We start from the raw sequence: 14,633 nt of genomic DNA, 5'->3' as shown, positions 1-14,633 counted from the left end.
AATGAAAACATTGAGGTATACTCATATTTTTATGAAGCACATTACAAGAAGAAATTTTTTGAAAATTGGTATGCGTACTTGTCTCTATTCATTTATAACCAGTAGCATCGGATACTACTATGCTAAATATATAGAGCCCCATTTCATTTCTTTTACACAGCACACATTAAAATCACAACTCATCCCAAAAAGTTTTCATGGTATGAAAATTCTTCAATTCAGCGATTTACATCTCGGATACTATTTCTCGCTTCAACATTTATCTAAAGTTGTTTCTAAAATTAATGCTGTAAATCCAGATATTGTCCTTTTTACCGGAGATCTCATTGATAATTATCAAACGTATACTGACACTCCTTTCGTTGCATCCATTTTAAAAAATATACAAGCCCCCTTTGGTAAATTCGCTATTTATGGTAACCATGATCACGGTGGATATGGAACTGAATACTATGAGCACATCATGCGTGAATCAGGATTTGAGCTATTGCTCAATAGTGAAAAAAGAATTCGTCTAATGGATAATAGCGAAATTTCTATTTTCGGTCTCGATGATATACTACTAGGCAAACCAAAAATAGAGAAAACATTAGAGCATGCACGGCAAAGTACTTATAACATTGTTCTTGTTCACGAACCAGATATCGCGCCCCAAGTTTCTAGATATCCAATCAACTTGCAACTTTCTGGTCATAGTCACGGCGGACAAGTACAAATTCCTTTTTTAGGAGCTATTATTACACCTTCACTCGCCAAAGACTATATTGAAGGCTTCTATACAATTCAGGATTTAACTCTCTATGTCAATCGAGGCCTGGGAAGAACACGTGTCCCATTTCGTTTTATGTCAAAACCTGAAATCACAATTTTCACACTCCAACATTCTTAATAATTCGCCTATTTTCTTACATATCCTTTCTTGTACGCGCTCATCCACGTTTTGTTTACCATATGATAAAAGTGAGTCCAATAAAGGAGGTATGTTCATGTATCCATATTATCAACCAATTCCAGTCCGTTCAGCACCTATTGGTCCAGTAGGCGACTCACGCTTCTTCCCGTTTTTTGGCGTTCCCTTTCTAGCTGGAATTGCTGGTGGATTGCTCGGCGGAGCATTAGCTTTCGGCCCTCGACCATTTTATCCACCTTATCCAACACCTTTCCCGCCGCCAGCACCTTATCCTTGTTACGGTGGACCATGTCAGCAACCATACTATTACTAAGTTAAAATAACGATTCTTTCAAATATTATTCTCTCAACGAGCCATCTCATTACACGCTTATAATAAAACTATTGTTTGTACTCATCCTTCCATTTTTGGAGCATATGAGTAGAAAAAAGTAAAAACCTCTTATTGACATAAGAGGTTTTTACTTTTTTCATTATTCAGCGTCTGTATTTTGATATGCCATCTTAAACAACTTCACTTGGCTATCAATTTCTTCTGTACTACTATTAATAACATAATAGTAATCACCATCTTTATTTTGTTCACGTGTTTTCACATTATCAGCTAATGTAAGCTGTAAAATCGCCTTAATTCGTGCCTTCATTTCAATATCTAATATCGGGAAAGATATTTCCACTCGCTTCTCCATATTTCGCGTCATCAAATCAGCTGAAGATAAATATATTTTCTCCTCCCCATTATGATGGAAATAATAAATACGGCTATGTTCTAAATATCTTCCAACAACACTAACTACACGAATATTTTCACTTACATTTGGAATGCCAGGTCGTAGGCAACATGTCCCTCGAACAATGAGCTCTACCTTTACTCCAGCTTGTGATGCTTCGTACATTTTTTTAATTAATGGTTTATCTGTTAATGAATTCATCTTAGCGATAATATATCCATTTCCATATTGCCTATGATAACGGATTTCTTCATCTATTAAATCTATAAATTGCTCTCTTATATCAAATGGAGCAACCGATAAATGATGAAAATGTGGCTTTGTTGTATAACCACTTAAATAATTAAAGAAATTGGTTGCATCAACCCCAAAGTCTTTTCTTGATGTAATATATCCAAAATCAGTATATAACTTCGCTGTTGCATCATTATAGTTTCCAGTTCCGAGATGTACGAACCTTTCGATTTTTCCGTTTTTTCTTCTTACAACTAACGTAATTTTACTATGTGTTTTCAAGTGACTTACACCGTAAATAACATGACAGCCTGCCTGTTCCAATTCTTTAGCCCAATGAACATTGTTTTCTTCATCAAATCTTGCCTTTAATTCAACTAATACTGTCACTTGTTTTCCCTTTTCAGCCGCTATCTTTAACGCCTGAATAATCGGTGAATCACCACTTACACGATATAACGTTTGTTTAATCGCAAGTACATTCGGATCGTCCGCCGCATCACGGACAAAATCAACTACCGGCTGAAATGATTCAAAAGGATGATGTAATAAAATATCATGCTCAATTGCTTTTTCAAATACATCTTCTTCATCACCTAAATCTTGAGGTGGTTGCGGAATAAGAGCCGGATATACAAGATGTTCATATAAAGGAGCTAGTTTTTTATATAAAGAAAACAAACATGTTAAATCTAATGGACCATCCATTATATATACATCTTCATCTTTTACTTCCAGAACCTCATATAATAACGCTAATACTCTTTCATCAATGTGTTCTTTCCCAACTTCTAAACGAACAGCAGCCCCCCACTTACGCTTTTTTAATTCTTTTTCAATTACCTTTAATAAATCTCTCGCACCTTCTTCATGAATCGTTAAATCTGCATTGCGTGTAATACGGAAACGAGTAACAGATGATACTGTATATCCCGTAAATAATTTATGAGTAAAGCTACTAATTACGTCTTCTAATAAAATAAATTTATGCTTTTGCCCTTCGCTCGGTAAAATTATGAAGCGCTCAAGTAATGAAGGAACTTGCACAATTCCTAACTTCGTCCTGTTTTCTTCTTCCGCTTGCTTCTCATCATATAAAAGAGTAGCCAAATTCAAACTTTTGTTTAATAACATTGGAAATGGGCGATATGCATCAATAGCTACAGGAGTTAACACCGGAAAAATTTGCTCATCAAAATACTCTTCTATAAATTCTCGCTGCTCTTTCGTCAAATCATTGAATGTTAAACGTTCAATTCCCTCTAACTCAAGTGCTGGTAATACATAATTTTTAAATGTATCATATTGTACTGTCATTAGTGCATGGGCTTTTATCGCAATTTTATTTAATTGCTTTTTTGGTGTTAAGCCAGCTTTATTTTCTGGCTGATTAAATCCAGCACTCACTTGATCCTTTAATCCCGCTACACGTACCATAAAAAATTCATCTAAATTCGAACTAAAAATACTAATAAATTTCAATCTTTCCAAAAGTGGATTATTTGCATCTTGCGCTTCTTGTAAGACACGTTCATTAAATGCTAACCAACTTAACTCTCGATTATTGTAATAAGCTGTATCATTTAAATTTACTGCATTCCCCTTCAATAATTCCATTCTCTTCACACTTCCCCTTGAAACTTTTTTACTATAATTTACTTACTTTTATTTTAGCAAATTACAATATTATAAAGTGTAATTTTTTTGTAAAGACATCCGTACAACCTAATATTTTAGTTCAAATGACAAGTTAATATTCGTTTTTAATACTCTTTCTAACTGTTTTTTTTGTTTTTCAGCTTGCACTTTTTCCGCTAATGCCGATTGTTCACATAAAGCTTTAAACGTTAATCCTTCTTCGCTTTCTGTTATAGATATGGTATCAATAAGCGATCGTTGCCTTGCATTTAAAGTAGCTGAAAATTGTAAAACAGCTCCTAACAGGCGGATTTTTTTTTGTTCGCTTTTATCAAACCAACCTTCAAATGGAGATAAATGTTGTTTAAATAACATTTTTGATTTATACGATGCAATAAGCGCTAGCCTTACTCGATCTTTATGCATCATGCCATCAATTGTCTTATTCGCTAATAAATAAAACGTATGTAAACGGCTCGCTTCTTCGTCTATATATTTGCCTATATTAAACACTTTCGCTGCTTGATGGAACACTTCCCAGTCTTTTACTGACATAGAAATAAGCCCTATTTCCTCAAGTTGTTTGCAAATTAGTCTTCCATGTTTAATAAGTTGAATAACAAATTCCATGTCCATTTCGTATTCATGTGATAGTAAATGCAGACTTTCTTCAACTACGTTCGGATAATATGAAATCCCCAAATCTTTTGTCAACTCTTCATAGAAAACACCTTCTCTTAACCCTTTTCTACTTAATACAAATGCCGGTGCCTCTATAACATTAACAAGTGTATGAAATACTTCAACCGCTGGAATAATCGTATCTGCTCGATCTTTTGCCAATCCTTCCAATTTCTGAAGTTCTATGAACGACAATCTTTCCAATTCATCTTTTACACTTTCAATATCTTCTTCTTTCATCTTGTATAAATGTAATCCTGCTATAGGATAACATATTAAATTTTGATGGATTTTTACTAAGTTCCTAGCACTACCACCAATTGCAATAAGAGGCAATTTCTTATTGATTAACCATGGTAACGTTCGAAGTTGAAACTCTAAATACTGTTGCATTCCCTCTAACTCATCTTTAGTAGGAATATCACCTTTAATAAATTGTTGCTTTAAAGAAAGTGCCCCAAAAGGAAAACTATGGTACTCTAAAATCTCTCTATTTCTAAAGTATGTAACTTCCGTACTTCCCCCACCAATATCTACCGTTATTCCTTCTGAAAACGATGTAGAATTCATAACCGCCAAGTATCCGTAACGCGCTTCCTCATACTCTGATAATACTCTAAGCGTAAAGTCCGTTTGTCCTTCAACAAGCTTTTTAATTTCCTCTTGATTCTCCGACTGTCTAATTGTTGCTGTTGCAACACAAAGTACATGATGCAACTGATGGAATCTTGTACTTTCTTGAAATTGAAATAATGTCTGTAATAATACTTCTATTCCCTCTTCATTCAACACACCATCAATTAAGTAATTCCTTAACCTAGCAACAACTTTCGTATTTTCAATCTCTTTATAAAAACCTCCATTTTGCTTTTCATAAATAACTAAACGCATTGTATTAGATCCAATATCTATAATGGCATACTGTTGTTTTAATATTTCTTTCAAACTTCTCACTCTTTCATTATCAAATTTCAAAAACATATTCTATTACTATTATACAAAATAGTTGTTTTTTGTAACAATATTGCTTTAATATTGAAAATATATACAATCACTTTTTGCGTATAATAAATACCTATTTTATTTATGGTATAATAATGAAAAATTGAAAGGAGATTCAATATGAAACCTTCACAACCACAATCTCAATTACAAAACCAACATTCTATTAATCGACTAGCTCAATCTATTTTCGTTGTGAATCGTCATGCTAAAGCAGCTACTAATCCTAAATATTTATACTGGTTAAAAAAGACAGCTTTAGAACGTTTGATTGCTGAAAAAAAAGCAATTAAAGAAGGATTACATTTTTCTAGAAACCCACGTTTTAGCCAACAACAATCTGATGTCCTTATACGTTTAGGCGATTATTTTTTCCACATCCCTCCTACGAAAGAAGATTTTCGAATTCTACCGCATCTTGGTCATCTTGAATCCTCCTATCGAAATCCGAAAACAACCTTATCTTTAACAGTGGCAAAAAAAACAATTCAAGATTATATTGGTCCTGAAGCATTAAAACAAGAAAAAAAATTAAGTGAACCTGTTCCATGGTATAGTCGTACTTATACAAAAAAATAAAACAGTTTGGCCAAGTGTAGGCCAAACTGTTTTATTTTTTCTCTTCTTTAATTTTAATATTTGCTTGTTTATAAAAAGCTACTTTTTCTGTATTATAAGACTTTGTGAATTCATTAAATTTATCTTTTTCTGACTCAATATCCTTATAAGATTGATTTACTACTTTTACTTTTTCACTAATATCTTTTAATTTAGTACCTTTATCTTGTAACATTGTATATAACTCTTTTTCTTGTTTTAAAGATTTGTCATAGCTGTCATACATTTTATTAAATGAATCGTGTCGTTTCTCATACGTGCTTTTCACTTTATCAGCTTGATCTTTCAATTTCTTATCTTCAATTTTCTTCACATACTTATCAGCTGACTTCACTTCTTCTTGCGCTTTATTTAAAACTTCTTTTTCTTTTGCAAGCACTTTTTCTCGTTCAGTTGTATTTTTCACTGCTTGATTCAGTTTTTCTTTAACAGTTTGATTATTATCTTTTCCTTCTTGAACAATCTGGTTATATAATTCTTGTCCTTCTTTCTCTAAAGTCTCAAGTTTTTTTGCATCTTCAAACATTGTTTTTTCTTGTTTAGCAGCGTTTTCAAACGCTACATATAATTCTTCTTCTGGTTTCGGACCGAAACAACCGGCTAATAAAATCATTGATAATGCAGTTACAATTGCTAATTTACTATATTTCAACATCTCTTCCTCCTACTTATAAACGACCATCGTGTAATATAAAAAAGTTATAAAATATGTAATTGTTCTATACACTCGCATCTTTTTTACGAAGATCATTAATATTGTTTGTACAAATTATTACTTGATATTACATTATTCTTTTTGAATTATTTAGCAATTCCATATCCATCTTTAAGTATACTACTTCGTGTTTTTTAAGGCCTGTTCACACTATGTATTACTTTAATGTCCACGGAATTTCACCTCAGTCTTAATAAGACTATAATAGTTCACCTGATAAAAGGTGATCGCTCCGCTCTCACGTCTATCATTCCCTTTCCAGCTTTCTATCAATTAATCTCTTTGTTCATTTTACACAGTACAATCGATATCTCGCAACAACTTACAAATATTCTTTTCATTTCCTAAAAAGGAAAAGTGTAGAGCTTGCTTTCCTCTACACTTTTAAAATAAAACACACTGTGCAAATTGCATTGACACTACCATCATAATTATATGCTTATTTCATATATTTTTAAAGACTTTTATTACAAACGTGGCGTTTTTTTGTAATAAAAGTCAAAAAAATGTTACAAATAAAACATCTTCCTATCATATATCTTCAAATCAAAGCTTCACTCATTTTCTTGCAAATTTCTATACTGGTACAATTGATTTTGCGACTTTCTCAACAGTTCTTCAAACGTTTTTCCTTCTACTGGATAGCTAGCTGCTCCAAATAAAAGAGTGACACTGAGTAAATCACCTTCTATTTCACTTTCAATATTTTTCATTAATCGTTTTGTTATTGTTGATGTTTCATGACCATTATCAATTGCTACAATAACGTACTTATTTTCATCCCACTTTGTAACAACATCGCCCTTCCGAATTGTCTTTACAATGGTACTCTCTAATTTTTGTACTAACACTCCCAACTTTTTTTCTTGCAACGTGTCTTTTAATCCTTCCCATTCTTTTACAGAAAGAATGTACACTGTAATATTACGAGAATCTCTTTCAGATAAAGCAGCTACTTTCCCAAAAAAATCAACAACAAAATCATTGCTTGCCATTCCTCCTACTTCCATACCCATACGCTCGTTCGCTCTTTTATCGTACCAATGTCCAAAATAATAACTTAGTATCATTTGCAATATATAAATAATAAAGACGGTATAAAATGATCGTGAATCCAGTTTTGCAATTACATCCTGAAGTGCAATCCATTCTGTAACTGCCACAGTATTGCCAAGCAATAATCCACTAATTTTCCCTTTATGTTTCATACTTTCCCCCCTTTTATACCAATATATGTTTCTATATCAATAATGTTTTTCTACAAAATAAAAAATGTACATATGCAATGTACATTTCTGCTTAAGCTTGTATACCTTTTCTACTCTATTTCATATATATATAATATAACTTTTATAGAAAGGAGTAATCTATATGCTACAAAAAGAGAATCTATCAGATGCTATGCGTTTACTAGCTGGTTTTCTATTATCATTAAAATTATTATTTACCTCTTTCGGCATACACTTTATTACAAACGATCAAATCGACGCTATTGTTAATGTTGTTTCATTTTTATTTATTCTATACTTTGGCTACAAAAATAACTATGTAGGAAAAAAAGGAATGGAGCAAAAAAAAATACTCAAAAAACACAACCTTCACTAAAAAAGGAACCTTTTGTACAGGTTCCTTTTTATCATTGACGCACAACAACTTCATTTGTTTGCAGTGGGCCATATGATATCTCTTTATCTTGAAATGTATATGTAGCCTGAAAGAATGTTTGTTTAAGAGCTTTATCTTTATTAGCTTTTATTTTACAACGTAGTTCCACCTTCTCATTCGGTAACAATTCATCAATTCGCCATCTAACAAGCTGGAATAAAAACTCACTTATCCCCCTATCAACTTTTAAAGAATTAGGAATATAAGCAAAGTAATCTCGAATCATATGACTTACAACGACTCTCGAAATCATTTCTACCCCTTTATTTTCCACTTCAATTCGCATAATAAGTATGTCGTTTACATCGTAGGTCAATTCATACGAAAATTGTTCTGTATACATACTACCAATTTGTAATGTAACGGCTACTTGAGGAAATTCGTTTTCCTTTTTCGATCCGTCAATCCACAATACTGGTTGTAGCGGTATTGAATACTTTCCTGTATCCGAAATTCGTCCCCATATTTTCATAATATATATTCACCTCATTTCAGATGTAACATACACACAATGAATTCCCCAAATTACTAAAGCTTGCTACAAGCAACCTTTAATATTTCTCTTCCTTTTATCCTATTCGACAATATGAAGAAAAAACCATTTTTCATCTATTAACAGAAGGTGTTCTTTATGAAATTTTTTTACAATTTACTTCATTTCCTTTATAGCAATATTCAGTATGGCTCACTCGTTCTCTACTCATACGAAAGAATATTTTGACGGAAGAAAAAGTTTGCCTTATAGTCAAATTTGACTATAATATTCTTTATGGCATATCAGTGCACTTATGGAAAAGAAATTAAAATCAACTATACATTAAAATTTTTTATCCACTGCACTCAAAACTTAATATAGTTTACTTATTTCTAAAGGAGGGTTATATTTGGAAACTCAACCATTAAAAAAAGACGCCAACAAGACAAAATTTGTTGTTGCTGGTTTACTGCTTGGTATATTAATGGCCGCAATGGATAATACAATCGTTGCAACCGCAATGGCAACAATCGTTGGAGACCTAGGAGGATTTGATAAGTTTGTTTGGGTCACATCAGCTTATATGGTAGCAACAATGGCAGGGATGCCTATCTTCGGGAAACTTTCTGATATGTACGGGCGGAAACGTTTTTATATTGGGGGCCTCATTCTTTTCTTATTCGGTTCTGCTCTTTGCGGAACAGCTTCAAGTATTGAGCAATTAAGTATTTATAGAGCTATTCAAGGTATCGGTGGTGGTGCCCTTATGCCTATCGCCTTCACAATTATGTATGATATCTTCCCACCAGAAAAACGCGGGAAGATGACAGGGCTATTTGGTGCTGTTTTCGGGACATCTAGTGTATTCGGTCCTTTATTAGGTGCTTATATTACTGACTACATAAGTTGGCATTGGGTCTTCTATATTAATATTCCATTAGGACTTATCTCCTTTTTCTTCATTACTAAATACTACAGTGAGTCTCTAGAATTTAGAAAACAAAAAATTGATTGGGCTGGTGCTATTACACTTGTCATAAGTATCGTTTGCTTAATGTTCGCATTAGAACTTGGTGGTAAAGAATATGCCTGGAATTCCACTGTAATTATTGGCTTATTTACAACAGTATTTATTACACTTATTATTTTCTTCTTTGTAGAACGAAAAGCAACCGAGCCTATTATTTCGTTCCATCTATTTAAAAAACCTTTATTCGCAGCTAGCCAAGGAGTTGCCTTTTTCTATGGTGCCGCTTTTATTATCTGTACAGTTTATATTCCAATCTTCATTCAAGGCGTTCTTGGAGGTTCCGCCTCTAATGCTGGATTAATTTTAACACCAATGATGGTTGGTTCTGTAATTGGAAGTCAAACAGGAGGACAATTAGCTTCTCGAACAAGCTATCGTAACATTATGATGGTATCTGGTGTCTTCTTCGTTCTTGGTATTTATTTATTAAGTACTTTAACAATGGACACACCTCGTTTACTCGTAACACTATTTATGATTCTCGCTGGGCTTGGTGTTGGCTTCTCATTCTCAGTATTAAGTATGTCCTCTATTCACAAGTTGGAAATGCGGGACCGTGGTTCGGCGACATCAACAAACTCATTCTTCCGATCACTCGGTATGACTCTTGGTGTAACGATTTTCGGTACAATTCAAAATCATATTTTTACAGATAAACTAAACTCTGTATTCCCACCTGAACTAGCAAAGTTAGCTCCAAAAGGCGGAGACACAAGTTTCTTATTATCACCAGGCGCTACCGCAAAAATTCCTGCTGAATTATTAGCGGGTATTAAAGAAGCTCTCGCTACATCTATTGCGAATACATTCTTCTGGGCACTCATCCCGGCTGTACTAAGTATTATTTGTATTTTACTTATGGGAAATGAACGCCTCTTTACAGGCCCTAAAAAGAAAGAAAAACAAAAGCAAGTTAGTTAATATAAAAAAGAAGCGGCATATTCCTTTATGAAAAAGGATATGCCGTTTATAATATGTATAAAGTGAAACTTTAATCAGTGGGGGGTGTTGATCCTCCACTGATTATTAGCCCTCACCAATCGGGCTTTTACGGGCAGTTAATCCCCACCTAACTTCTTTGCTTCCGCTGAATTTTTGGGTGGGGATCTTACTGGATAAAGTTTTTATATACAGGAGTTGAGACAGCATGAGCATGAAATTAGTCATTCTCGGCTTGCTACTCGAAGGAGATAAACATCCATATGAAGTGCAGCATATTATGAAAGAACGACAAATGGATTGTTACATTAAATATGCTAAAGGATCACTTTATTACGCCTTCGAGCAATTAGAAAAGCAAGGCGCAATTCATATTACAAATGTAATTAGAGACACAAATCGACCTGACAAAACGATTTTTCATATAACAGAAGAAGGCAAAAAACTATTCCACACTTTACTATTAAAACAATTCGAAGCCAAAAACCAAATATATAAACCTATTTATTCAGCCTTATCTTTCGCTCACTTTAGCAATGATCACGAATTAGTTCCTATTTTAGAAAAAAAGAAAAACGATACTCTTCAATATTTACATACTATGCAAACGATATATGATTGTAATAAAGGAAAGGTTCCACGTGCACAACTATATATTTTGCAAAGTGTAATTGAGCATATTACAGTTGAATTACAATGGCTAAACACTCTCCTTAAAGATGCTATAGCAGGCCGACTTTCAGAAGTTGCTATAGATGAAAATTGAGCTATGAAAGAAGACATCCCTACTTCTTTCATAGCTCAATTTCTCTTTTTATACTGTACTATTATTAATTACTTCAGAATAAAAATTCAGAATAATAAGAAATAAAAAACTTTAGAATTTTCTTATTTCAAAACAGTAGACAAAATTCCAAAAATTGTGTTAGAATTTGTTTCAATATCATATCGCTTGTTAAATTCCTTTCAAAAGGAAAATAGGTACACGAAAGTTTCGTTTCGTGTTTAAAAGGGAAGCTTGGTGAAACTCCAACACGGTCCCGCCACTGTAAATGCTGAGATTTCTTTTTAGTACCACTGTGAAAACGGGAAGGTGAAAGAAATTATATGAAGCATAAGTCAGGAGACCTGCCTGTTTTAACAACACTGATAGATTCACGGATGATGATGAGGTGTTAAAACAAAAAGGAAGGCTTATTTTCTATGTCTTTGTACTTTTTGTTATAGGTATTTCCTAGTAAACGGAAATGCTTACTTTCAATTAGGGAGGAATTTAAAATGGCAATTCAAACAAGTAACTTAGGTTATCCACGTATCGGACTACAACGAGAGTGGAAAAAAACATTGGAAGCATTTTGGTCCAATAAAATCGATGAAGAACAATTTTTAACAACAATGAAAGAAATTCGCCTTCAACACGTAAAAGTACAGCAAGAAAAAGGGATTGAACTCATTCCAATTGGCGACTTTACATATTATGATCACGTTTTGGATACTGCCTATATGCTAGGATTTATTCCATCACGCTTTTCTGAGTTTACATCTTACCTTGATGTATATTTCGCAATGGCGCGTGGCTCTAAAGATCACGTAGCTTCCGAAATGACAAAATGGTTTAACACAAACTATCACTATATCGTTCCTGAATATGAAGAGGGATTACAAATCTCTTTAAAAGATAATCGTCCACTTCGCTTATACGAAGAGGCAAAACAAGAATTAGGAGTAGATGGAAAGCCTGTTATTTTAGGACCATATACTTTCTTAAAATTAGCTAAAGGCTATACACAACAACAATTTCCCACCATTTTAAAACAGTTAGTTGCACCTTACGTACAACTGCTTTCAGAACTACATGCAGCTGGGGCACAAGCCATTCAAGTTGATGAACCGATTTTCGCTTCTTTAACGAAAGAAGAAGTTCAACAAGCAAAAGAAATTTATGAAGCTATTCGTAAAGAAGTTCCAAATGCGACTCTTCTTTTACAAACATATTTTGATAGCGTAGAAGAAAACTATGAAGAAATTATTACATTCCCGGTATCCGGTATTGGATTAGATTTCATTCATGGTAAAGAAGGTAATTTAAATGCTATTTCAAAATATGGATTCCCAGCTGATAAAACTTTAGCTGTCGGTTGTATAGACGGCCGTAACATTTGGAGAGCTGACCTTGATGAAGTACTTGCGTTATTTACAACGTTACAAAAACAAGTCCAAACGAAAGATATCATCGTTCAACCTTCTTGTAGCTTATTGCATACACCAATCGATAAAACAGAAGAAACTCACTTATCGACTGAGCTGTTTGATGCGTTAGCATTTGCAAATCAAAAATTAGAAGAGCTAGTTCTTATTCATTCCGCTCTCACTCAAGGTACAGAAAGCATTAATAATGAGCTGGAAACATATCGAAACGTACATCATACAATTCGGTCATCTGCTGCTCGTAACCGAGAAGATGTCAAAGCAGCACGAACAGCACTAAAAGAAGAAGATTTTTCACGCCCTCTTCCATTTGAAAAACGATACGAATTACAACAAGTTGCCCTGGAGTTACCGCTATTACCAACAACGACCATTGGTAGCTTCCCGCAAACAACTGAAGTTCGTCAAACGCGAAAAGAATGGCGTAACGGTGTTATTTCAAATGAACAATACGAACAATTTATTGAAAAAGAGACAGAAAAGTGGATTCGTTACCAAGAAGAAATTGGGCTTGATGTACTTGTACATGGTGAATTTGAAAGAACTGACATGGTCGAATATTTTGGTGAGCGCCTTGCTGGTTTCTCATTCACTAAAAACGGTTGGGTACAATCTTACGGTTCCCGCTGCGTAAAACCACCTGTTATTTATGGTGATGTAGCCTTTATTAACGGCATGACTATTAAGGAAACAGTTTATGCACAAAGCTTAACAGAGAAAGTTGTAAAAGGAATGTTAACCGGACCTGTTACAATTTTAAATTGGTCCTTCGTTCGAAATGATATTCCAAGAAAAGAAGTTTCGTATCAAATTGCACTAGCTCTTCGTCACGAAATTGAACTACTTGAATCTTCCGGAATTAGAGTAATCCAAGTCGATGAGCCCGCACTTCGTGAAGGAATGCCACTAAAAGAAAAAGATTGGGATGCTTATATTACATGGGCAGTACAATCCTTCCTTTTAGCAACTTCTTCTGTAGCAAATGAAACACAAATTCATACTCATATGTGTTACAGTAACTTCGAAGATATTGTTGACGCGATTCGCGCATTAGATGCAGATGTAATTTCTATCGAAACATCAAGAAGTCACGGAGAATTTATTGATACTTTAAAACATACAACATATGAAAAAGGCATCGGCCTAGGTGTATATGATATTCATAGCCCACGTGTACCGAGTAAAGATGAAATGTATAAAATCGTAGAACAATCTTTAGAAGTATGTGATCCTAAATATTTCTGGATTAATCCTGATTGTGGTTTAAAAACGAGAAGAACAGAAGAAGTTATTCCAGCTTTAGAACATATGGTGCAAGCAGCGAAAGATGCTCGTTCCCTTTTAAAAACAAACGCATAACAAAAATGGGTTATCCTTTTCTCAGGATAACCCATTTTTTATTCTTTACTTTCAAAAAAGAATTCGTATTGTATTTTATATAATTCATCATCCGTTGGCTCTTCAAGAGGAATTGCTTGTAAGACAACTGTATACTCACCATTTGGAATAGGTATTTGAAATTTATTAGAAAGAATACTCGTTATAACGATACTTTCATTTTCAACTGTAAAAGGAACCGTAATCGTTCTAACTACTTCTTCTTTTTCAATATGTTTCCCTGGGGTCACTTTCACTTCACAAGTATAATCTGAAAGTGCTTCAAAAATAACAGTTCCATCTGCCTTAGCATAACCTCTTTCAAAATCTTCATCAGTCCAGTCTACATAAGGCTGCTCACCGTCATAGTTCATCAACATTAATTGCGAATAAGAAATCGTTAACTCCAT

Annotated in this window: 13 protein-coding genes and 1 riboswitch; of the genes, 7 read left to right on the top strand and 6 right to left on the bottom strand. The window is 33.8% G+C overall.

All coding sequences use genetic code 11. The features are described from left to right. Positions 1-31: 31 nt before the first annotated feature. Positions 32-889 carry a metallophosphoesterase gene (locus ACTFRY_RS04515; RefSeq protein WP_044795990.1) on the top strand — a complete coding sequence of 286 codons (858 nt, stop codon included), beginning with the start codon at positions 32-34 and terminating at the stop codon, positions 887-889. Positions 890-986: 97 nt separating this feature from the next. Beyond that, positions 987-1,223 (top strand): hypothetical protein, encoded by a 237-nt coding sequence (locus tag ACTFRY_RS04510; RefSeq protein WP_000283741.1) that lies wholly within the window; start codon positions 987-989, stop codon positions 1,221-1,223. Between the two features lie 160 nt (positions 1,224-1,383). Here the strand turns inward: ACTFRY_RS04510 and ACTFRY_RS04505 are convergent, their stop codons facing one another. Both ACTFRY_RS04505 and ACTFRY_RS04500 read right to left on the bottom strand, forming a co-directional pair. Beyond that, the gene (locus tag ACTFRY_RS04505) at positions 1,384-3,492 is read right to left on the bottom strand and encodes a polyphosphate kinase (protein WP_000421677.1); all 2,109 of its coding nucleotides are present in this window, start codon (positions 3,490-3,492) and stop codon (positions 1,384-1,386) included. Between the two features lie 108 nt (positions 3,493-3,600). Beyond that, positions 3,601-5,175 (bottom strand): Ppx/GppA family phosphatase, encoded by a 1,575-nt coding sequence (locus tag ACTFRY_RS04500; RefSeq protein ID WP_002000750.1) that lies wholly within the window; start codon positions 5,173-5,175, stop codon positions 3,601-3,603. Between the two features lie 141 nt (positions 5,176-5,316). On the opposite strand from ACTFRY_RS04500, the gene ACTFRY_RS04495 reads away from it, so the two are divergent. Next, the gene (locus tag ACTFRY_RS04495) at positions 5,317-5,775 is read left to right on the top strand and encodes a YkyB family protein (RefSeq protein WP_000804862.1); all 459 of its coding nucleotides are present in this window, start codon (positions 5,317-5,319) and stop codon (positions 5,773-5,775) included. 31 nt (positions 5,776-5,806) lie between these two features. On the opposite strand, the gene ACTFRY_RS04490 is transcribed toward ACTFRY_RS04495, so the two are convergent. Together ACTFRY_RS04490 and ACTFRY_RS04485 are read right to left on the bottom strand one after the other, a co-directional pair. Beyond that, positions 5,807-6,469 (bottom strand): YkyA family protein, encoded by a 663-nt coding sequence (locus tag ACTFRY_RS04490; RefSeq protein ID WP_000922482.1) that lies wholly within the window; start codon positions 6,467-6,469, stop codon positions 5,807-5,809. A gap of 614 nt (positions 6,470-7,083) precedes the next feature. Then, positions 7,084-7,737, bottom strand: a complete 654-nt coding sequence (locus tag ACTFRY_RS04485; RefSeq protein WP_000680811.1) for a diguanylate cyclase domain-containing protein — start codon at positions 7,735-7,737, stop codon at positions 7,084-7,086. A gap of 163 nt (positions 7,738-7,900) precedes the next feature. Between ACTFRY_RS04485 and ACTFRY_RS04480 the strand changes: the two genes are divergently transcribed. After that, positions 7,901-8,134 carry an SPP1 phage holin family protein gene (locus ACTFRY_RS04480; RefSeq protein WP_000939448.1) on the top strand — a complete coding sequence of 78 codons (234 nt, stop codon included), beginning with the start codon at positions 7,901-7,903 and terminating at the stop codon, positions 8,132-8,134. Positions 8,135-8,165: 31 nt separating this feature from the next. Here the strand turns inward: ACTFRY_RS04480 and ACTFRY_RS04475 are convergent, their stop codons facing one another. Further along, positions 8,166-8,666, bottom strand: coding sequence for a hypothetical protein (locus tag ACTFRY_RS04475; RefSeq protein WP_000708122.1), 501 nt, complete (start codon positions 8,664-8,666; stop codon positions 8,166-8,168). A 412-nt stretch (positions 8,667-9,078) separates the two neighbouring features. Here ACTFRY_RS04475 and ACTFRY_RS04470 point away from each other — a divergent pair, with 412 nt between their 5' ends. The 3 genes from ACTFRY_RS04470 to metE all read left to right on the top strand — a co-directional run bounded on the left by ACTFRY_RS04470 (position 9,079) and on the right by metE (position 14,205). Then, positions 9,079-10,620 carry an MDR family MFS transporter gene (locus ACTFRY_RS04470; protein ID WP_098616208.1) on the top strand — a complete coding sequence of 514 codons (1,542 nt, stop codon included), beginning with the start codon at positions 9,079-9,081 and terminating at the stop codon, positions 10,618-10,620. A 226-nt stretch (positions 10,621-10,846) separates the two neighbouring features. Further along, on the top strand, positions 10,847-11,404 hold the full coding sequence (locus tag ACTFRY_RS04465) for a PadR family transcriptional regulator (RefSeq protein WP_000062063.1): 558 nt from the start codon (positions 10,847-10,849) through the stop codon (positions 11,402-11,404). A gap of 196 nt (positions 11,405-11,600) precedes the next feature. Continuing rightward, positions 11,601-11,788: riboswitch (cobalamin riboswitch) on the top strand. Between the two features lie 128 nt (positions 11,789-11,916). Next, positions 11,917-14,205 (top strand): 5-methyltetrahydropteroyltriglutamate--homocysteine S-methyltransferase, encoded by a 2,289-nt coding sequence (metE, locus tag ACTFRY_RS04460; protein WP_001007614.1) that lies wholly within the window; start codon positions 11,917-11,919, stop codon positions 14,203-14,205. A 38-nt stretch (positions 14,206-14,243) separates the two neighbouring features. On the opposite strand, the gene comJ is transcribed toward metE, so the two are convergent. After that, entirely contained in the window at positions 14,244-14,633 is a 390-nt protein-coding gene (gene comJ / locus ACTFRY_RS04455) for a competence protein ComJ (RefSeq protein ID WP_000424030.1), read from the bottom strand.

This window comes from Bacillus cereus group sp. MYBK195-1, assembly GCF_051916605.1.
GTDB classification, from domain to species: domain Bacteria; phylum Bacillota; class Bacilli; order Bacillales; family Bacillaceae_G; genus Bacillus_A; species Bacillus_A cereus.
Note: the sequence above shows the minus strand (reverse complement) of the source record. Positions and strands in the feature narration are given on the sequence as shown.